General features: G+C 27.6%; 22 protein-coding genes. 4 read left to right on the plus strand and 18 right to left on the minus strand.

Annotated elements, in window-relative coordinates:
• Nucleotides 1–140 precede the first annotated feature (140 nt).
• The 4 genes from H9660_RS01070 to H9660_RS01085 form a co-directional block, all read right to left on the minus strand.
• On the minus strand, nucleotides 141–305 hold the full coding sequence (locus H9660_RS01070; RefSeq protein ID WP_191747669.1) for a hypothetical protein: 165 nt from the start codon (nucleotides 303–305) through the stop codon (nucleotides 141–143).
• A gap of 17 nt (nucleotides 306–322) precedes the next feature.
• Nucleotides 323–1345 (minus strand): galactose/methyl galactoside ABC transporter permease MglC, encoded by a 1023-nt coding sequence (gene mglC / locus H9660_RS01075; protein ID WP_191747671.1) that lies wholly within the window; start codon nucleotides 1343–1345, stop codon nucleotides 323–325.
• A gap of 16 nt (nucleotides 1346–1361) precedes the next feature.
• On the minus strand, nucleotides 1362–2861 hold the full coding sequence (gene mglA, locus H9660_RS01080) for a galactose/methyl galactoside ABC transporter ATP-binding protein MglA (RefSeq protein WP_191747673.1): 1500 nt from the start codon (nucleotides 2859–2861) through the stop codon (nucleotides 1362–1364).
• A gap of 92 nt (nucleotides 2862–2953) precedes the next feature.
• Nucleotides 2954–3997, minus strand: a complete 1044-nt coding sequence (locus tag H9660_RS01085) for a galactose ABC transporter substrate-binding protein (RefSeq protein WP_191747675.1) — start codon at nucleotides 3995–3997, stop codon at nucleotides 2954–2956.
• Nucleotides 3998–4208: 211 nt separating this feature from the next.
• On the opposite strand from H9660_RS01085, the gene H9660_RS01090 reads away from it, so the two are divergent.
• The 3 genes from H9660_RS01090 (at nucleotide 4209) to H9660_RS01100 (ending at nucleotide 6595) form a co-directional block, all read left to right on the plus strand.
• Nucleotides 4209–5111: a prenyltransferase gene (locus H9660_RS01090; protein ID WP_191747677.1), complete on the plus strand. Its 903-nt coding sequence runs from the start codon at nucleotides 4209–4211 to the stop codon at nucleotides 5109–5111.
• A 94-nt stretch (nucleotides 5112–5205) separates the two neighbouring features.
• Nucleotides 5206–5778 (plus strand): LemA family protein, encoded by a 573-nt coding sequence (locus H9660_RS01095; protein ID WP_191747678.1) that lies wholly within the window; start codon nucleotides 5206–5208, stop codon nucleotides 5776–5778.
• Between the two features lies 1 nt (nucleotide 5779).
• Nucleotides 5780–6595, plus strand: a complete 816-nt coding sequence (locus tag H9660_RS01100; protein ID WP_191747680.1) for a TPM domain-containing protein — start codon at nucleotides 5780–5782, stop codon at nucleotides 6593–6595.
• Nucleotides 6596–6617: 22 nt separating this feature from the next.
• On the opposite strand, the gene H9660_RS01105 is transcribed toward H9660_RS01100, so the two are convergent.
• From H9660_RS01105 to H9660_RS01170, 14 genes are all read right to left on the minus strand, one after another.
• Nucleotides 6618–7787, minus strand: a complete 1170-nt coding sequence (locus tag H9660_RS01105) for an AI-2E family transporter (protein WP_191747682.1) — start codon at nucleotides 7785–7787, stop codon at nucleotides 6618–6620.
• Nucleotides 7788–7962: 175 nt separating this feature from the next.
• Nucleotides 7963–8634, minus strand: coding sequence for a FliH/SctL family protein (locus H9660_RS01110; protein ID WP_191747684.1), 672 nt, complete (start codon nucleotides 8632–8634; stop codon nucleotides 7963–7965).
• Nucleotides 8635–8710: 76 nt separating this feature from the next.
• Nucleotides 8711–8941: a hypothetical protein gene (locus H9660_RS01115; protein ID WP_191747687.1), complete on the minus strand. Its 231-nt coding sequence runs from the start codon at nucleotides 8939–8941 to the stop codon at nucleotides 8711–8713.
• Nucleotides 8942–9239: 298 nt separating this feature from the next.
• Nucleotides 9240–9476 carry a DUF1292 domain-containing protein gene (locus H9660_RS01120; RefSeq protein ID WP_191747689.1) on the minus strand — a complete coding sequence of 79 codons (237 nt, stop codon included), beginning with the start codon at nucleotides 9474–9476 and terminating at the stop codon, nucleotides 9240–9242.
• A gap of 73 nt (nucleotides 9477–9549) precedes the next feature.
• Nucleotides 9550–9993: a DUF2383 domain-containing protein gene (locus H9660_RS01125; protein ID WP_191747691.1), complete on the minus strand. Its 444-nt coding sequence runs from the start codon at nucleotides 9991–9993 to the stop codon at nucleotides 9550–9552.
• A 60-nt stretch (nucleotides 9994–10053) separates the two neighbouring features.
• Complete coding sequence (locus H9660_RS01130; protein WP_191747693.1) at nucleotides 10054–11394, minus strand: hemolysin family protein; 1341 nt, start codon at nucleotides 11392–11394, stop codon at nucleotides 10054–10056.
• A gap of 347 nt (nucleotides 11395–11741) precedes the next feature.
• The gene (gene sufU / locus H9660_RS01135; protein ID WP_191747695.1) at nucleotides 11742–12164 is read right to left on the minus strand and encodes a Fe-S cluster assembly sulfur transfer protein SufU; all 423 of its coding nucleotides are present in this window, start codon (nucleotides 12162–12164) and stop codon (nucleotides 11742–11744) included.
• Between the two features lie 6 nt (nucleotides 12165–12170).
• A complete protein-coding gene (locus H9660_RS01140) occupies nucleotides 12171–13400 on the minus strand; it encodes a cysteine desulfurase (protein ID WP_191747697.1) in 1230 nt (409 codons plus the stop codon).
• Nucleotides 13393–14496 carry a Fe-S cluster assembly protein SufD gene (sufD, locus tag H9660_RS01145; RefSeq protein WP_191747699.1) on the minus strand — a complete coding sequence of 368 codons (1104 nt, stop codon included), beginning with the start codon at nucleotides 14494–14496 and terminating at the stop codon, nucleotides 13393–13395. The genes H9660_RS01140 and sufD overlap by 8 nt, the downstream gene beginning before the upstream one ends.
• A complete protein-coding gene (gene sufB / locus H9660_RS01150) occupies nucleotides 14496–15905 on the minus strand; it encodes a Fe-S cluster assembly protein SufB (protein WP_279289561.1) in 1410 nt (469 codons plus the stop codon). Before sufB ends, sufD begins: the two co-directional genes overlap by 1 nt.
• A 17-nt stretch (nucleotides 15906–15922) precedes the next feature.
• Nucleotides 15923–16672: a Fe-S cluster assembly ATPase SufC gene (gene sufC, locus H9660_RS01155; protein ID WP_191747701.1), complete on the minus strand. Its 750-nt coding sequence runs from the start codon at nucleotides 16670–16672 to the stop codon at nucleotides 15923–15925.
• Nucleotides 16673–17095: 423 nt separating this feature from the next.
• Entirely contained in the window at nucleotides 17096–17647 is a 552-nt protein-coding gene (locus H9660_RS01160) for a GNAT family N-acetyltransferase (RefSeq protein ID WP_191747703.1), read from the minus strand.
• Nucleotides 17648–17725: 78 nt separating this feature from the next.
• A complete protein-coding gene (locus H9660_RS01165) occupies nucleotides 17726–18685 on the minus strand; it encodes an alpha/beta fold hydrolase (RefSeq protein WP_191747705.1) in 960 nt (319 codons plus the stop codon).
• Nucleotides 18686–18749: 64 nt separating this feature from the next.
• Entirely contained in the window at nucleotides 18750–19334 is a 585-nt protein-coding gene (locus H9660_RS01170) for an NUDIX hydrolase (protein ID WP_191747707.1), read from the minus strand.
• A gap of 154 nt (nucleotides 19335–19488) precedes the next feature.
• Here H9660_RS01170 and H9660_RS01175 point away from each other — a divergent pair, with 154 nt between their 5' ends.
• Nucleotides 19489–20634 carry an AI-2E family transporter gene (locus H9660_RS01175; RefSeq protein WP_243190572.1) on the plus strand — a complete coding sequence of 382 codons (1146 nt, stop codon included), beginning with the start codon at nucleotides 19489–19491 and terminating at the stop codon, nucleotides 20632–20634.
• Nucleotides 20635–20689 lie beyond the last annotated feature (55 nt).

Genomic DNA, 20689 nt, shown 5'->3' on the forward strand with positions numbered 1-20689 from the left:
ATATGGTTTCTTAAGTATACCCTTATTTAATAAAAGAATTTTTTAAAAAAGTATTGACTTTTTATAACTGGTCTATACATTAAAAATAGAGCAAAGTATTAACTTCACTCTACTATACTCAAAATTATTTATTTTATACTTTAAACTAATATTCCTATAACTAATGACAAAGCAAGTAATATAAATAATACTATTAAGACTCTATCCATAGTTTTTACTGATACATCTAAGTTGCCATATAAAGTATCTCTCATAGTTTTTTTAGGAATATCTTTTGAATCTTCATTTATAGCTTCATTTTCCATATCAATCATTTCCTTTATTATTTTTTAGCTATATATTTTCTTACATCTAATGAAACTGCAACTATAATTATTAATCCTCTTATTATATATTGCCAGTAAGCATTTACTCCTATAAAGTTAAGTCCATAATTTATAACTTGTAATAATACTGTACCAATTAATACTCCTGGAATTGTACCTATACCACCTGTAAAGGATACTCCCCCTACTACGCAGGCAGATATAGCATCTAATTCATAATTAAATCCAGTACTTGTTGTAGTTGATCCAGCTCTAGCCGCTTCTAAGAAACCTGCTAATCCATAAAGTACACCTGAAATTATGAATATAAACATTATATTTTTTACTAAGTTTACACCGGAAACAGCTGCTGCTTCTGGATTTCCTCCAATAGCAAACATATTTTTACCAAGTTTAGTTTTATTCCATATAAACCACATTATTGCTGCAACTATTGCAAGATAAAAAACTAAATAGGGAATTTGAACACTTCCTAGATTTAAATATCCATTAACAAAAGCTGTATATCTTTCATCTAAGTTAGCAACTGGTTGAGCTCCAAGTGGTGGTCTATCGATATATAAACATGATGCACCATAAGCTATAAGTTGAGTTCCAAGGGTTATAATAAAAGCATGTACTTTTAATTTAGCAACTCCAAATCCATTAATTGCCCCAAATATTCCACCTATTATTATAGCTGCAAACATTGGTACTATTAATGGTAAGGATTTTAAATTAGGATACATTCTAGCAGCATATGTTGTTGATTGCAAAAGTGATGCTGATACTATTGCTGTAAATCCTAAAATACGACCTGCTGAAAGGTCTGTACCTTGTAGTACAATTAATCCAGCAACACCAAGTGCAAGAATTCCTCTTGTGGATGCTTGACTCAAAATGTTAGTGAAATTCTTCAATGAAAGGAAACCCGGTTCCTTTATTACGAAAAATACTATCATTATAAATAAAACTATATATAATGCATAATTAAGCAAGAAATTTTGTAAAGACTCTTTATTAAATTTGACTTTATTCATAAGTTCCACCTCTATCCTAAATATATTTAGCAGCCATAGTCATAATATCTTCTTGTGATAATTTATCTGCATCACCTATTCCAGCTACTTTTCCATTTGACATTACAAGTATTCTATCGCAAATTCCTAATAATTCTGGCATTTCAGAGGATACAACTATAACCCCTTTACCCTTATTAGCTAAATCTATAATAAGTTGATAAATTTCATATTTAGCACCAACATCTATACCTCTTGTTGGTTCATCTAACAAAAGTATTTCTGGGTTAGTTAAAAGCCATCTTCCTATAATAACCTTTTGTTGGTTACCTCCTGATAAGCTTCTAATTAAAGTTTTTTGACTTGGTGTCTTAACCTTCATACTATCTATTACCCAATTAGTATCTTTTGTCATTTTTTTATTATCTAATACTCCATATTTACTATATCCATCTATATTAGCAAGCATAGTATTAAATTTAATATCAAGTTGCCCAAATATTCCTGTTGCTCTACGTTCTTCTGTTAATAAAGCAAATCCATTTTTTATAGCTTTACGAGAATCATTATTTTCTACTTTTTTACCATGAAGAATTACTTCACCTTCATTATGTTTAGCTATACCAAATATTGTTTCTAATAATTCTGTTCTCTTTGAACCAACTAAACCTGCAACACCTAATATTTCTCCCTTTCTAAGTTCAAAAGAAACATTTTTAATTGATGGTTGATATGTTCCTGTTAAATTTTTAACTTTTAAAATAATATCTTGTGGCTTATTTGTTTTTGGTGGAAATCTATTTGTTAAATCACGTCCAACCATTAATTTTATTATTTTATCTGTTGTTAAGTCTTTTGCAGGAAGTGTATCTATCCATTTTCCATCACGCATTATTGTTACATCATCTGAAATCTTAAGAATTTCCTCCATTTTATGAGAAATATATATAATACCACAGCCCTTACTTCTTAACTTATTTATAATTTTAAATAAGTGATTAACTTCTTCATTAGTTAATGATGATGTAGGCTCATCTAAAACCAAAATTTTAGCATTATATGAAACAGCCTTTGCTATTTCAACCATTTGTCTTTGTGAAACAGATAATTTAGCCATCTTCATTTTAGGATCAACATCTATTTCTAATTCATCTAATATTTTTTTAGTTTCTTCATACATAGTTTTTTCATTTACAACTCCAGCATTACCTGGATATCTACCAAGCCAAATATTATCCATAACATTTCTTTGTAATACTTGATTTAATTCTTGATGTACCATTGCAACACCATTATCCATAGCTTGCTTTGGATTTGAAAATTTACTTTTTACTCCATTAATTAAAATTTCTCCATCATCTTCAATATAAACACCAAATAAACATTTCATTAAAGTAGATTTACCTGCTCCATTTTCCCCCATTAAAGCATGTACAGTTCCTGGCCTTACTCGTAACTGAACTTTATCTAATGCTTTAACTCCTGGAAATTCTTTGCAAATATCTATCATTTCAAGAATATATTTTATATCTGCCATAACTTTCACCACTTTTCTTTTATTTTTAAAGTAGCTGTCACACAATTTATATTTTTAAACTTTCATCATGCAACAGCTTTTAATTGAAATTTTTATTTAGTATATTCTTGATATGGTATACGTACTGCAACTCCAGTATCATCAAATTTATATGAAGTTCCTTCAATAGCACTCTTACCAGATGCTAAGTTCATTCCTGTTGAATATAAAGCCTTAGCCATACCTTCAGCATCTTGAAGAACTGAACCTAACATAAATCCTTTTCCTATTAAGTCTTGAGCTGCTGCTGTAGCATCAACACCTACAACTGGAATAGTCTTTGCAGCATCTCCATTGTTGTATCCTTGAGCTTGTAATGCAGCTATAGCACCTTGAGCCATACCATCATTATTAGCTATTACAGCTTCTATATCATCACCAAATCTTGATAACCATGCTTCAGTAGCATTTTGTGCTAAAGCTTGGTCCCAGTTACAAACTTGAAGAGCTAATTCTTCAGTTTCAATTTTGTTATCATTTAAAGTAGAAACTGAGTATTGAGTTCTTGCAACTGCTTCTGGATTATCAGGTTCACCTTTTAACATAACATATTGTAAAACTCCATCTCCATTTTTATCTACAGCCTTTGAATCCTTATTCCATAAATTTGTAAGTATTTGTCCTTGCATAACTCCTGCTTCTTTAGCATTAGTTCCAACAAATATTGCCTTATCATATTCCTTTATCGTATCTGCTGATGGTTCTCTATTAAATAATACAACTGGCTTTTCAGCACTTTTAATCTTATCTATAACCGTTGGTGCTGCTCCTGTATCAACTAAATTAACTAATAATAAATCTACATCCTTTTGTAATAATGTATCTATACTATCATTTTGTGTAGCTTGGTCACCTTTTCCATCATAAAAAGTAAATTCAACTTTATCTGGATTTTCAGATTGAATCTTTTCTAAATTTTGACGTACTGTTGAAATATAAGTATCATCAAATTTATATAAACATACTCCAACTTTAATTTTATCTCCTTCTGAAGCTCCTCCTTTATCTACTGTTCCCTTTGAACCACAGCCTACTAATGAAGCAGTAACCATAATAGTAGCCATTGCCATTGTAAGTAATTTTTTAACCTTTTTCATACCAATCCCCTACCTCTATAAAATATTTTAACCATTGATTTCGTTTACAATTATTATTATAGGGTTTTAATACAGTAACTTCCATATAAAAAACTTAACAAATATATCGAAATTCTTAACTATACTTTATAAATTTATAGTGTTATAAATTGAAAAAAATACAAGTCTATGATAAAATTTTAACTTGCAATAATTAATATGAGGTGATTTTTTGAATAAAGATTATATAATAAAATTTATAAAAGACTCTTGGAAAGCCTTTCGCCCTTTTTCCTTAACCCTTGCAATAGGTTCTACTACTTTAGGAATCGTAGCTGCATATAAAATGGGAGCAATAAATTTTTCAAATCCTAAAGATATATTTTTAGTTATTCTTGTAACTATCGCTGGATTACTTGCTCAATCTGGAGCAAATTTAGTAAATGATTATTTTGAAGGAAGTTTTAGATATTATAGACCTAGTGGAAGAAAAGTAAAATTCTTAGGTGTAAGTAGAACTTACTTTGATATTTATGTATTTTTATGGGCAATGTCTTGTTTTGGACTAGCATCTTTAATTGGTTTATATTTAATATACATAACTGATTTTAATATGCTAATAATAGGTTTGATTGGAATATTTGGTGCTTATTCTTATACTGGTGAGCCTTTTGTATTTAAAAGAAAAGGGCTTGGTGTTCCAATTTCATTTATAACAATGGGACCTCTTATGGTTTTAGGAGCATCTTATCCTTTTACAAAGGAATTAAGTTTATATCCTATATTATTATCATTACCAGCATCATTTATAATACCAGCTCTTATGATAAGTAATGAAATGAGAGACTTCCAAAGAGATGCTAACTTAAGCCTTGGTACACTAAGTGTTAGAATTGGAAGTAAATACAGTAGATATATTTATAGATTTTTAGTATTTGGTGCCTATATACTAACTTCTATTTACGTTATTTTAGGTTTTTATCCTTTAACTACATTGTTAGTATTTATTACTTTACCGATTGCTCTAAAAGCACATAAAGCAGTTTGTAGTTTTGAAAAATTAGGTATTCCTTATACTAATAATTTACATTGGACATTTACTTTGCTTTTAATTATAACATTATTAATAGGTTAAATTTTAATAACACACTACTTTTCTACATATACTAATTATGTGAAAAGTAGTGTATTTTTATGTTATACTAAATATAGGAAAGGAGTGTGTTTTTATGAAAAATAATGGAATGAAAATATTATTAGTTATAGTAATAGTTTTAGCTATTATAGGATTTCCAGTTATATCGAGTTATAATAACTTAGTAAATCTAGAGCAACAGGTTAATCAATCAGCTTCAAATATAGATACTCAATTACAAAGAAGATCTGATTTAATACCTAACTTAGTTAATACTGTTAAAGGGTATGCTACTCAAGAAAAAGATATTTTTACTGATATAGCTAACGCAAGAAGTAAACTTTCTGGAGCAACTAATGTTACTGAGCAAGCTAATGCTGATAGTGAGCTTTCAAATGCACTATCTAGATTGCTTGTTGTAGTTGAAAGATATCCTGATTTAAAATCTAATGAAAACTTTAAAGATTTGAGTATCCAATTAGAAGGAACTGAAAATAGAATAGCTGTTGCAAGACAAGATTATAATACTGCTGCAACTAATTATAATACTAAACTTAGAAGATTCCCAAGTAATATTATTGCTTCAATATTTGGCTTTGAACAAATGCCTCTTTATAAAGCAAGCGATAATGCTAGTGAAGTTCCTTCTGTAGATTTTGGTAGCTAGTATGAAAATACTAAAAAAATTAAGATTCCTTCTAATTTCTTTAATAGTATCATTATTATTTAGTTCTTCTTTAATTACATTTGCAGAAACTACCATACCTAGTCCAACTAACTATAAATATGTAAATGACTATGTAGGTATATTAACTCAAGAAGAAAAAGAAAAAATAATATCTATTGGAAAAGAGCTAGAAGATAAAACTGGCGCTCAAGCTGTTACAGTAATTATAGATAGTACTAATGGAGAACCTATTGAAGAGTATGCTTTAAAGCTTTTTAGAGGCTGGGGAATAGGTCAAAAAAATAAAGATAATGGTTTGCTTGTTTTAGTTGCCATTAACGATCGTTCTTGGCGTGTAGAAGTAGGTCGTGGATTAGAAGGTGCAATTCCAGATGCACTAAGTAATAGAGTCATGGAATCTTTAGCAAAAGAAAGTTTTAAAGAAGGAAATTATGGTGAAGGCATATTAAATAGTTATAGTTCCTTTAGTGATTTTATCGCTGAGGAATATGATGTAACTTTAAGTAAGTCACTAAATATAACTCTTCCAAAAGAAAATAACTCAGAAAAAGCACCTTTGTTTACTTCTGTAGGATTTTTAGGTGTTCTACTATTAATTGATTTAATCTTTAATAGAGGTTCAATAACATTATTAATTCTTAGAATCCTATTCCTAAGCGGAGGATATGGACGAGGTGGAAGAGGTGGTGGAGGCTCCGGTGGTTTTGGAGGCTTTGGTGGCTCTTCTGGATCAGGAGGCTTTGGTGGCTTTGGTGGAGGTTCTTCCAATGGTGGTGGATCCTCTGGAAAATGGTAAGGAGCTGTTATTAAACAGCTCCTTAATCTTTCATATAATCTTTTGTTTCTGTTTTTAATCCTTTATTTCTTAGTCTACCTTCTATAAAGCCTTTTACTATTGAATAGAAAATTGCAAATAAAGGCACCCCTATTATCATACCAATTATACCTAACACCTTACCAGCAACTAATATTGAAAATAAAATCCAAAATGCTGATATTCCTATTGTATCTCCTAGTATTTTAGGCCCAATTACATTTCCATCTAATTGTTGTATTATAAAGATTATTAATAAGAACCATAAAGCTTGAACCGGTGATACAAATAAAATAATTATAAATGAAGGAATTGCTCCTATAAATGGTCCAAAGAAAGGTATAATATTAGTTATTCCAACTATAACAGATACTAATATTGTATATGGCATTTTAAAAATAGCTAAGATAATAAAAGTTAAAATACCTATTATTAATGAATCTATTATTTTACCAATTAAAAATCTTCCAAAAGTATAATTACTTTTATGAACCAATTTTATAATGCTATTAGCATAACTTTCTGGTAAAAGTCCATAAGTTACCTTTTTGCTTAAAGCACATAACTTTTCTTTATCTATTAATAAATATACAGATACTATTATACCTAATATAACATTCCAAATACTTGATGCAAGTCTAGCAACAAATCCTCCTAAGGCTGGAATTAAGTTTGTTATAAATTTAATAGTATAATTGATTACATTATTAATATTATCTATAAGAGTTTTAGAATACTGCTCTTCTATATTTAAATCCATTATAATTTCATTCACAAATTTAGTCGTATTATTTATGTAGGTTGGTATATCATTAACTAAACCTAATATACTATCTAAAACCTGTGGTAAAAGGAATTTAACTACCATACCTATTATAAAAAAAGCAGTTACATATGATAGAGTTATAGCTAATCCTCTTTTTGATTTTAATTTTACTTTCTTAATATATTTTTCCTTAAGAACTTTTTCTTCATAAAATTCCAACAAAAAATTTATTATATAAGCTATAGAAAATCCTATAATAAATGGTTGAAATATTATTAATATAGAGTTTAGCTTATCTGTAAATATAGAAACTTGAGATATTGCTAAATAAAATAAAATTATTGATACTGCGACCAAAAAAGAATATATAGCTATAGTTGTATATTTATTGTTCCAATTTATCTTCATTCTTAACCTCCTGTTATTATTTTGTTTCTAATTTAATTATACTTGATTTATATAAATATTTTTACATATTTTTTAAATTTAATTATTTATTCACTATTATATTTTAATAAATAACAATAAAGGGGCTATTTATCATAGCCCCTAGATTTTTAAAACTAGCTATTTTTTAATAATTTTAACAATTTCTCCAAGTTCCATTACAACCACAATTAGAATTTCCATTAGAGCTTGTTCCTAAAGTATTATTAGCTGCTGTTCTTGCACAATTAAGAATATCTCTAATAGCTCTTTCATAACCTTTTCTAAATCCATTATTAAAACCAGCTCTAGCTCCTTTTTCAAATCCTGCTTTAGCTCCATCCCTGTATCCTTTTCTATATCCTACTGAATATCCTTTTTCATATCCACACCTAAAGCCTTTTTCATAAGCTTCTCTAGCTAATTCTTCTGCTTTACTTAAACCTTTTTCTAAACCTCTATTAAATCCTTCTCTTAACCCTACATCTTTTCCTCTGCAGTAACCTTTTTGATATCCTCTTCTAAATCCTTGTTCAAGTCCTTCTCTTAATCCTCTTTCATAGTATTCCCGACAGTTTGATGATCCACAGCCAGTATTACAATTACTTGAAGCTTCTTCAACTTCATTATTTTCTGAATTTGAACAACATCTAGAAGTATTTAACTCTAATTCATCTAAACTCAAATTTTCTAAACTTGAAAGATCAAGTTCATTTTCAAATTCTTCAGAGCTAGTTAAATTGCTTATTTCTAAATCAGCTTCATCTACTTGAAGTCTACTGAAAATTTCTTCAAAATCTTCTGCATTAAACCCATAATTAGTTCCCATATTTTTTATCTCCTTGTAAAGTATTTATAATACATAATATATGCAATATTCTTCTCTTTTGTTAACAAAATTCTATTTATTCATTTAATAATGAACTTACTTCCCTAACTAGTCTTTTAACTCTATCTGGTAACTTAGATATAGCTTTTTCTCTTTGTCTTTCATCCTGAATTTGTGCTATTCTCATAACCTCTTGTTGTACTCCTGGAATACTATTAAATTCTGAAACTATTCTATTGAATCTTTCTGCAAATCTAGGATCCTGCATTTTAGCTTGTAATTTCATTATTAGATTATAACCATTCATAAACTTCATTACTCCTAATCTTATTTTATTTTATCTTATTCATAGACAAATTCTTTTGTGAATCTAAAATAAAAAAGTGTTAAAGTATCATATCCAGGTTCCGTCGCAAGCTCCAAGTCACCTTGCTATGATATTTTAACACTTACAAACTGAAGGAAGGAAATTATAAAAGCTCTATTTCTTACACTACGAAATTTACTAATCTCATAAAATTATCCTTAACTTGTCCATAAATATAATTTCCTAAAGAAAAAAAGCACTAGCAAACATTATTAATTTGCTAGTGCTTTTTGTGCAATTAAAATTTCAAGTTTGAAACTTGTTTATACATATTTATTTCATTTTCTGATTCTACTTCGCTTAGGCTTTCATTCCAGTCTTTATCAAATTTTATCTTATAAATTTCAATATGTGATTTATCTTCAACTGGAGCCATAGCTACATATTCACTACCACAAATTAATTTTTGTTCTAAAATAGCATACTCTATTTTATTTCCATTCTCATCATTAAAAGTCATTATTTTTTCACTCATAAATCTACACACTCCTTTATCTCAACAGTTTTATTTTGTATTAATTAAATAAATTTATACATATTAATTAAAACTATGTTAAACTAATCAAATATTCTTGCATTTGCTTTATATTTTTTGTATATTCATCTGATACATTAATTAATTCTTTTTTAAAATGATCATGTAAATTTTCTTCTTCTATTAAGAAATCTAATATAGCTTTAAATCCCATTTCAGTTCCTTTAATAGCTTTTTCTAATATTTCTTTATCTGTATCAATTGTCATTTCTTTTATATTATTAAAAACTTCTAACACTTTTCCCCAAACACCTTCGTTATGAGTAGGTGTTCCACCTAGTTCTTCTATTTCTTTTACTATTACATCTTTATTCTTTTGTACTGTACATAATGTATTATCTAGTAAATCAATTAACCTATAATCCTGTGCCTTATCTTTTAAATTTGATATTGCATTTTCACCCATTATTACTCCTTCGAGTTGGGTATTTAATTCTTTCAAGGTATTTTCTATCATAATTAAAACACTCCTCTATAATATTTTTAGTATTATCGAGGAGTATTATTCATCATTTTATTAAATTATATCATAATCTTCATCACATACTACTTCTTCTTGAAAATTATGATTTAGTACTATGTGAATCTTATCTATTCTTTTATCATCTAATTTTAATAACTTTAATGTTACATTATTCACTACAACTTCACAATTTTGAGTGGAAGTTGGTATCTCACCTAATTTTTCTATAAATAGACCTGCTATAGTATCAGCAAACTCTGATTCTAATTCTATGTCTAGATAACTATTTATATCTGCTAATGCCATTAACCCACTAACTATATAATTATCATCATCTATTTTTTCTATATCTAGATTATCATCATATTCATCTAGAATTTCTCCCATTACTTCTTCAATTATATCTTCCATGGTAACAATTCCAGAAAAACCACCATATTCATCTATCAATATAGCTATATAAGCTTTTTTCTCTTTTAATTCTTTAAATAATTCATCTATATTTTTAGTTTCTATAAAAAAGCTAGGCTCTATTAATAAATCTCTTATATTAACATTATCTATACCATTTTCTACTATACATGCAAATAAATCTTTCATGTGTAGTATTCCTATAATGTTATCTTGTTCACCTTCATAAACAGGTATTCTTGAATAATTTTCATCTAAAATCTCTTTAATACACTCTCTTATACTATCATTAACATTTAATAAGAAAGTTTCTGTTCTAGGGGTCATAATCTTTTTAGCCGTGGTATCATCAAATTCAATAATTCCATCTATCATTTCTCTTTCTGATGGATTTATAGCTCCGTTTTCTTCACCTATTTCTATTAAACTTCTTATTTCTTCTCTTGATATTTGTTCTTCTATTCCCTCTGTATTTATTCTAAAAATTTTCAAAATAATATTAGTTGAAAAAGATAAAAACCATACAAAAGGCTTGGTCAACTTAGAAATAAAAATTATAGGCTTAATGACTGACATTGCTAATTTTTCTGAATTTTGAAGTGCTATTCTTTTAGGTACTAATTCTCCTAACACTAATGTTATATAAGATATAGCAAGTGTTGTTAAAAGTAAAGCTATACTTTCACTATATGGTACATTAATACTCTTTAAAAAGTTAGCAAAACCATAAGAAATTGATGTTGCTGCTGATGCTGATGCAAAGAAACCTGCAAAAGTTATTCCAACTTGTATTGTTGATAAAAACCTATTTGGATCCTTCATTACATTTTTTAAAAGCTTTGCTTTCTTATTTCCTTCTTCAGCTAAAATATTTATTTTAGTTTTGTTTAATGATACTATTGCCATTTCTGCAGATGCAAAAAACGCATTAACTAAAACTAAAATTAAGATTAAAATAAAACTACTCCCGGGACTACCTTCCATTTACTCATTTCTCCTTATTTTTAAAATATAGTGATTAAATTTTACCATAATTTATATTAATATAGCAAACCTTTATTTCTAATATTATAAAGCAAATTGTTTTAAAATTTAAAATTATTATAATTTATTTAATAATTTTAAACTCTAGCTTTAAATTAATAATGAAAAATAAAAAACACTTAAAATTAATAATGAAAAATGAAGAATGTAAAATTAAGGATGTTTTGCACAGCAAAACTTAAATAAAACGTGCTTCGCACCAATTTTATTAAAAATCCGAAGGATTTTTTTCCTTAATTCTTAATTCTTCATTTTTAACTTTACATTATAAAATGCTTGCATTTTATCTATGCCATAGCTTCTTTTAAAGTGTGCCATGCTAAAACAGCGCATTTTACTCTTGCTGGCATATTAGAGATGTTTTTTAGAACTATCGCATCTTCTAATGCTTCTAATTCTTCTTCATCATCAATTTCTCTTTTTATCATTCCTATAAAAGTTTCTACTAGCTTTAATGCTTCTTCTTTATTTTTTCCTTTTATAAGATCTATCATCATAGATGTTGATGCTTGAGAAATAGCACAGCCTTGACCTGTAAATGCTAAATCTTCTATTACATCTCCATTCATTTTTATTTCTAATGTTATTTCATCTCCACAACTTGGATTATGTCCTTTTTCAGATAAATCTACCTGATCTAGTTTTCTTCTATTGTGCTTTGATGAACTATGCTCCATTATAAGAGTTGTATAAATTTCATTTAAATCCATTAAATATTACCTCCACTTTGAAAACATATCGTATGTCTTTTTGATTGCTTCTATTAGTCTATCAATATCTTCTTTTGTATTATAGAAATAAATACTTGCTCTAGATGTTGCATTTATTCCCATATATCTCATTAGAGGTTGAGCACAATGGTTTCCAGCTCTTATACAAACTCCAAAAGTATCAAAAATTGAAGCAACATCATGTGGGTGAACTCCATTTATTTCAAAGGATAAAACTCCACCTCTTTTTTCTATATCTTTTGGACCATATATTTTTACATATTCTAATTTACTTATTTCTTCTATTGCATAGGACATTAGTTCTTTTTCTATTTTTTCAACATTATCCATTCCAATTTCATTTAAGTAATCTATGGCCTTAGATAAACCAACAGCAGCTTCTACATTTTGTGTTCCTGCTTCAAATTTATATGGCAGAACATTAAATGTTGTTTCTTGTTCATAAACATACTCTACCATATCTCCACCAAAAATAATTGGAGGCATTTTTTCTAATAAATCTTTTTTACCATAAAGCACACCTATTCCCATTGGTGCTAAAAGTTTATGTCCTGCTATAACTAAAAAGTCTGCATTTATATCTCTTACATCTACTTTCATATGAGGAACACTTTGTGCACCATCTACTATAACTACTGCACCCTTAGAATGAGCATATTCTGCTATTTGTTTTACAGGATTTATTGTTCCTAAAGCATTAGAAACATGTGTTATACTTACTATCTTAGTTTTATCTGTTATTTTAGAATGTACTTCCTCTTCTGTTAATTCACCATTTTCATCAGTATACATATACTTTAAAATTGCACCTTTTGCCATTGCAACTTGTTGCCATGGAATTAAATTTGAATGATGTTCTGCAATAGATATAACTATTTCATCACCTTCATTTATAAAATTCATTCCATAGGACATTGCAAGTAAATTGAAAGCTTCTGTTGCATTTTTAGTGAATATTATTTCTTCTCTATGTTTTGCATTAATGAAGTTTTTAACCTTTTCCCTTGCTTCATCATATGCATCAGTAGCAAGAACACTTAATTCATAAGCTCCTCTATGAGGGTTTGCATTAGTTTTTTCATAATATTCCTTTATAGCTTCTATTACTGCTATTGGCTTTTGTGTAGTTGCAGCACTATCTAAATAAGCTATTTTCTTACCATTTCTCTCTTTATTTAAAGTAGGAAAATCCTTTAAAAAATCTCTATTATTCATTATCTAAACATTCCTTTATTGAAGCTAAAACTTCATTCTTTATTGTTTCATCTTCTATTTTATCTATTATAGGATTAAATGCACCTTCTATAATTACTCTTCTAGCATCATTATAATCTAATCCTCTACTCATTAAATAGAATAGCTTATTTTCATCTATTTTACCTGAAGCTGCTGCGTGTTCTCCAGATACATCATCTTCTTCACAAAGTAATAATGGCATTGCTTTAGCTTTTACCTTTGGTGATAAAATCATACAATATTCATCTTCTGCTCCCTTACTTTTAGAAGCTCCTCTTTTAAAGTCTATAGTTCCTCTAAATATCTTATTTGCTTCTCCCTTAAGAGCACCTCTTGTAAGAATATTAGACTTACTTCTTATTCCCTTATGAGTAACAATATAATTCATATCTATAACTTTTTTATCTCCACCAAGATAAATTGAACTTAAATTAGATTCTGAACTATCTTCTTTTAAATCTCCATGGTAATTTGTTATACTAACTTTTCCACCTAAATCAATAGATACAAAATCTACTTTTCCATAACTATTAATATCAGATAAATTTGAATCTACATTAACTGTTTCTTTGTTTAGTAAATTCACTTTAATTACTTGGATTTTACTATTTTCTTTACTGAAAATTTTACATAATCCATTATGATAACCTTCTACATTATCTTTTGAATTATATTTTAAAATAACTTTAGCTTCTGAATCTTCTTCTGCAAGGACTAAAACATTATCTACTAAAGTGCTATTTTCATTATCCATATTAAATTCTATAACTATTGGCTCTTGAATTTTAGCTCTTTTATCTATTTTTATAAAGAAACCTCTATTAAAATCAAACTCTCCTTGATTAATTAATTCTTCTGAAGCTCCATAAGTAAATTCTTTAGTTAAAGGTAATACTTTTCCCTTTGAAAATTCTTCTATAGTAACTCCTTCAAGTTCATTACCAGTTACCTTATAATTATTAAACTCTCCAATTTCAGGAGCATTATAATCCTTTAATGATACATCATTAACTTTTAACCAGCTTTTTGTTCTTACAGGAGTCTTATTAATATTATTAAAATTTAAATTGTTCATTATCCTATGCTCCCTTCTAGTTCAAGCTTAATTAAATTATTCATTTCAACTGCATATTCAAGTGGTAGTTCTTTTGATATAGGTTCAACGAAACCTCTTACTATCATTGATTTAGCTTCTTCTTCACTAATTCCTCTACTCATTAAATAGAATATCGCATCATCACTAATTTTACCTATTTTTGCTTCATGTCCGATTTCAACATCATCATTCATTAAATCAATAACTGGTATAGTGTCAGACTTAGAAATATTGTCTAACATTAATGATTCACAGGATACTACTGATTTAGAGTTATAAGCGTTTGGATTTACTTTAACTACACCTCTGTAAGTTGCAACTCCACCATTTTTTGAAATAGATTTTGAGTTTATTGTTGATGAAGTGTTTGGTGCTGCATGAACTATCTTAGCTCCAGTGTCTAGGTTTTGACCTTTTCCTGCAAATGATACTCCTGTAAATTCAGCTTTTGCTCCTTCACCTTTTAATATACTCATTGGATATAACATAGATATTCTAGATCCAAATGAACCAGATACCCATTCTATTGTTCCATTCTTTTCAACTATTGCTCTCTTAGTATTTAAGTTAAGCATATTCTTTGACCAGTTTTCTATAGTGCTATATCTTAAAGTAGCACCTTCCTTTACAAATAACTCAACACAACCAGCATGTAAGTTAGTTACATTATACTTAGGTGCTGAACATCCTTCTATAAAGTGTAGGCTAGCTCCTTCTTCTACTATAATTAATGTGTGTTCAAATTGACCTGCACCTGGTGAGTTCAATCTAAAGTATGATTGTAATGGAATATCTACTTTTATTCCCTTTGGTACATACACGAAAGATCCACCTGACCATACAGCTCCATGAAGTGCTGCAAATTTGTGATCGCTTGGTGCTACACATTTCATAAAATATTGTTTAACTATATCTTCATAATCTCTAACTGCAGTTTCCATATCAGTATAAACTACACCTTGTTTTACAAGATCTTCTCTAATACTATGATAAACTACCTCTGAATCATATTGTGCACCAACACCAGCTAGAGATTTCTTTTCTGCTTCTGGAATACCTAAAAGATCAAATGTCTTTTTAATATCTTCAGGAACTTCTTCCCAGCTTTCATTTAACTTAGACTTTGGTCTAACATATGTAACTATGTTATCCATATCTAATTCATCTAAAGATGGACCCCAAGTTGGTAATTTTATTTCATTATATATTTCAAGAGATTTTAATCTGAATTCTCTCATCCATTCTGGTTCTTCTTTTTCTTTTGAAATTGTTTCAACAATTTCTCTAGTTAAACCTTTATCTGTTTTAAATTCAAATTTATCTTCATTCTTTACGTCGTAAATTCCTCTTTCTACGTCTTCAACGTAGGTCTTTTTTTTCATTTCCAAAGCTATTCACCTCCGTATTACATAGCTTCTGCTTTAAAAGCTTCATATCCATTTCTCTCAATTTCGTTAGCTAAATCTGCATTTCCTGTTTTAACTATTTTTCCGTTAACTAAAACATGAACATAGTCAGCTTTTAAGTTTTCAAGAATCTTAGTATTGTGAGTTATTATTAATACTCCGTTATTTTCATTAGCATACATTTTTATACCTTCTGAAACAACTCTAATAGCATCTACATCTAAGCCTGAATCTGTTTCATCTAGAATTGCTAATTTAGGACTTAACATAAGCATTTGTAATATTTCATTCTTTTTCTTTTCTCCACCTGAAAAACCTACATTTAAGTATCTCTTTGCATAGATTGGATCCATTTTTAATTCTTTCATATTATTTTTTAAGTCTTTATCAAACTTTAAGAATTTAATTAATTGACCATCCTTTGCAATCTTTGCACTTCTAATAAAGTTTTCAACTGTTATTCCAGGTACTTCTTCTGGATGTTGGAATGATAAGAATAAACCTTTCTTAGCTCTTTCATCTGTTTTTAATTCTGTTATATCTTCACCTTCAAAAACAATTTCTCCATCTACTCTTTTATATCTTGGGTGAGCCATTAAAGTATTTGCTAAAGTTGATTTACCAGCACCATTAGGTCCCATTATTACATGTATTTCACCTTTATTTATCTTTAAATCTAATCCCTTTAAAATTTCTTTTCCTTCTACTGCAGTTTTTAAACCATTTATATTTAATAAAACTTCACTCATTTTTACATCTCCTTATTATAGAAATAATATATTAAAACTAAATCTTAGCGTTTCACTCTGAATTAATTATATCTTACTAAATTACTACGAATTAATCAACATTTATTTTAGTTATTATTAACTATAATAACTAAATATTTATTAATAACTTTTATTTTCTTTCCATTTCTTATTATTTCAAAAAATTATATTTATGAACTACATTTTTTACAATTGCTAAATAAAATGAAATTTATTAAGCATACCTCAAAACTGAAAGTTTTAAGCTATAAAAATATTATTTACAGTGTAACATTTTTATAATTTTCAAAAGCAAAAATAGGCCATCATACAAGACAGCCTATAAAACTTCTTTAAACTCCTTTAGAATTTTTTCATCACTTCTTAATTTTCATTCTTAATTCTTAATTATGTGCAAGCATCCTAAAGCTCTTTCGCTAACACATATCTTCTTAATCCCCCATACTTTAACTTATCTTTTTTTACCTTATACCCTAATTTTTCAAAGGTATTTACACTGTATTTATTATATGGGGAAGCTGTTGAAGCTAACAATTTAACATTTTCTTCTCTTGCAATTTCTTCTATTTTTTCACATAATTTTTTTTGAAGTCCATTCCCTCTATAATCACTTCTTACTACTGTAGATTCCACCTGTGCAACATTAAGTAAATCTTCACCTTTTAATCCTAAATCATACCCATAATTACCTTCAGAATATCCTTTTTTAACATATACTCCCATGGCTATTAAATCGTCATTTTCATCTAAATATCCTAGTATTTTACCCTTGCTTACTATATAATCTATAAACTCTTCCCTATCCGTCGGTGCATATAATTGTTTATCTTCTAAATCCTCTATTATTGTATCTTGTAATTCCATTATCTTATCTATATAACTTAAATCCAAAGTTTTATATTTAATATTTTTTATATTTCCATTTTTATTTTTAAGCTTTAGTAACTCTTCCAAAGTTTATTCCTCCTTTTTCTCTATATTATCATATCTTCTTATCATTAATAATGTTAATAAAAATGCGAGCATTTCTATTTATTTCTCTAAAAATTCAAAGATAGTATCTAGATAAACTTCTAATATATTATTGTTTTCTGAATAAATATCATGATTAGCATTTTCAAATCGTATTAATTTGCATTTACTGCATCTTTCTGCAAATTTCTTACCACCATCTACACCTACTAATTCATCTTTACTCCCTTGGAAAAGTAAAATTGGTATATTTATATTTTTTATATTATTCTTATTTAATATATATTTAATTGCTTTTAAAGATTCATATAGCCACCTATAAGAACCACCACCTCTTTGTATCTTAGTATTTGATACAACTTCTCTATAATAATAATTATATCTACTTTCATTTAATGTAGATGCAGATATAAAATCATATGAGCTTTCATAAGGTGTATTTCCAATTATAAATTCATTTTCCTTTCCAGATATAATTGCTAGTTTAGCAAAAAAAAGTGCTATTGAATTAGGTATTTCTCCTATAGCAATTTTAAACATAGGTGAAGTTAAAATTACCTTTTTAAAATATGTTGGATATTTTTCTATAAACATAGTTCCTATTGTTCCACCCATTGAATGTGCAAATAAAAATAAATTTTCCTTTTTTATAACAACTTTATCAATAAACTTCTTTAAATCATTGATATAATAATTAAAATCTTCTATATGTACTTGAGTTGCATTACTTCCTAGACATCCTGATCTTCCATGTCCTCTATGTTCCATAATAAATATAGAGTAGCCTTCTCTAGTAAAATAATATATAACTTCTAAATATTTTTCTATACATTCACTAAATCCATGAGAAATAATTACTCTTCCCTTTTCATTCTTAACCTTATATTTTTCATAATATATTTTATTTTGTTTCTCTCCAGTGAAGCTACCACTCTTTTTTATATATCCTAGTTCTCTTTTAACATTTTCAACTACATCTTCATCCATTCCAAAATTCATAAAATACTTCTTCTTACTCATTTAAAATACCTCTTAAACTATAATATTTAGTATTTTATGTTCTTTTGTGAATTTTATAATCTTTTTAACTTAATATAAAATTTTGTATTGCAAGTAATGCTTTTACATCTATATTTTCATTTGATTTTATAAGTTCTCTTGCTTCACTTTTTGAAAGCATAATAACTTCTATATCTTCATCATCTTCTAAATTTTCATTAGATACAACTCCATTACAAGTACATCTTACTAAGGCAATAGATTCATCAGTCATTCCTGCTGAAACATATACTTTTTCCTTAGTTTCTTCTTTATCTATACTTATTAAATCTAAGCCTGTTTCTTCTTTTAATTCCCTCTTTACAGCTTCCTCAAAACTCTCATCACCATCTACTAATCCAGCTGGAAGTTCTATAACATAATCATTAATTGGTACTCTAAATTGTCTAATTACTATTAATTTATCTTCCTCAATATGCCTTGCAATTACTACAACTGCATCTATCTTATCATCTTCATTATTAAAAAAATTATTTTCTATTGTTTCTTTAGTTTTTCTTGAAGCTATAGTCCAATTTCTTAAATCACCTTTTCTATTTATATAATCAGCACTATAAAGTGATAAATATTTTGTGCTTGCTAATGTTTCTATCTTTTTAATTTTACTCATCTCTTATCTCCCTTTCACTTTTCATAGTATTTCCTTTTTATATTTTACTTTTATTTTATAAATGATTCAACTTTATCACTAGACTTCATTTTACTATTCATTTAAAATTATATTATATATTATTTAACTTTACATACAGGAGGATATTTTATAATTGAAAGAATTGAAGGGATTAAATAAAAAATTTAAAGAAAATATTTTACTTGGAACATATTTAATGATTTTATATTTTGTTTTATCAAATATAAAGTTATTAATATCAACTTTTGGCAATATCTTCGGAATACTAAGTCCTTTTATAGTTGCTTTTGCTTTAGCCTTTGTACTTAATTTACCGATGATGTTTTTTGAGAATAAAGTTTTTAAATTTTTAGATAAAGAAAAATCAAGCTTTGTCAGAAATATGAAAAGACCTTTATCTATTTTAGCTACTTTTATATCTGTTATAGGCTTTATTTTAGCTTTAGCTTTTTTTGTAATTCCAGAACTAGTTTCAAGTTTATCTACACTTTTAGAAGCTGTACCAGATTATATTAAATCCTTTGAAAGTTTGATAAATCAATATATTTCATCTACTGAAATATTAGAAAATCTTTATAATACTTTACTAAATACATGGAAAGAGATTTTAAAATTCTTTGCTGATTTCTTAACCACATCATTAACAGGAATTTTAAATACTACAGTCACAATAACAAGTGGAATAGTTAACTTTGTACTTTCCTTAGTATTGACTATTTATATGCTTTCAAGTAAGGAAACTCTTATATACCAATTCAAGAAATTTTTATATGCTTTTACTCCAAAAAGCTTTGCTAATAAATTAATTGAAATAGGAGATCTTTCAAATATTACTTTCTCCAAATTTATAACTGGCCAATGTCTAGAAGCCTTTATATTAGGAGCTTTATGTTTTATAGGAATGACTATTTTTTCAATGCCATATGCATTATTAATAAGTGTTTTAATTGGAGTTACTGCATTAATTCCTGTTTTTGGAGCATTTATAGGGACAGTACCTGCTGTATTTTTAATTCTTCTTATTGATCCTATAAAGGCACTATGGTTTATAGTATTTATACTTTGTTTACAACAATTCGAGGGAAATGTAATTTATCCTAAAGTTGTTGGAAGTTCTGTTGGTCTTTCCGCAATATGGGTTATGCTTGCAATGTTAGTCGGAGGAAGTACTTTAGGTTTAATAGGTATGCTTATAGGAATTCCTACTTTCAGTGTAGCTTATCAGCTTATTAAAGAGTATACTAATAAAAGACTTGTAAAAAAAGACATAAAATTATAAAAGGAAGTGATTATTTCACTTCCTTTTATAATTATGTATTTATTTAATTATATTT

Origin of the sequence: Clostridium gallinarum, assembly GCF_014836325.1 — a bacterium.
Lineage (GTDB): Bacteria > Bacillota > Clostridia > Clostridiales > Clostridiaceae > Clostridium > Clostridium gallinarum.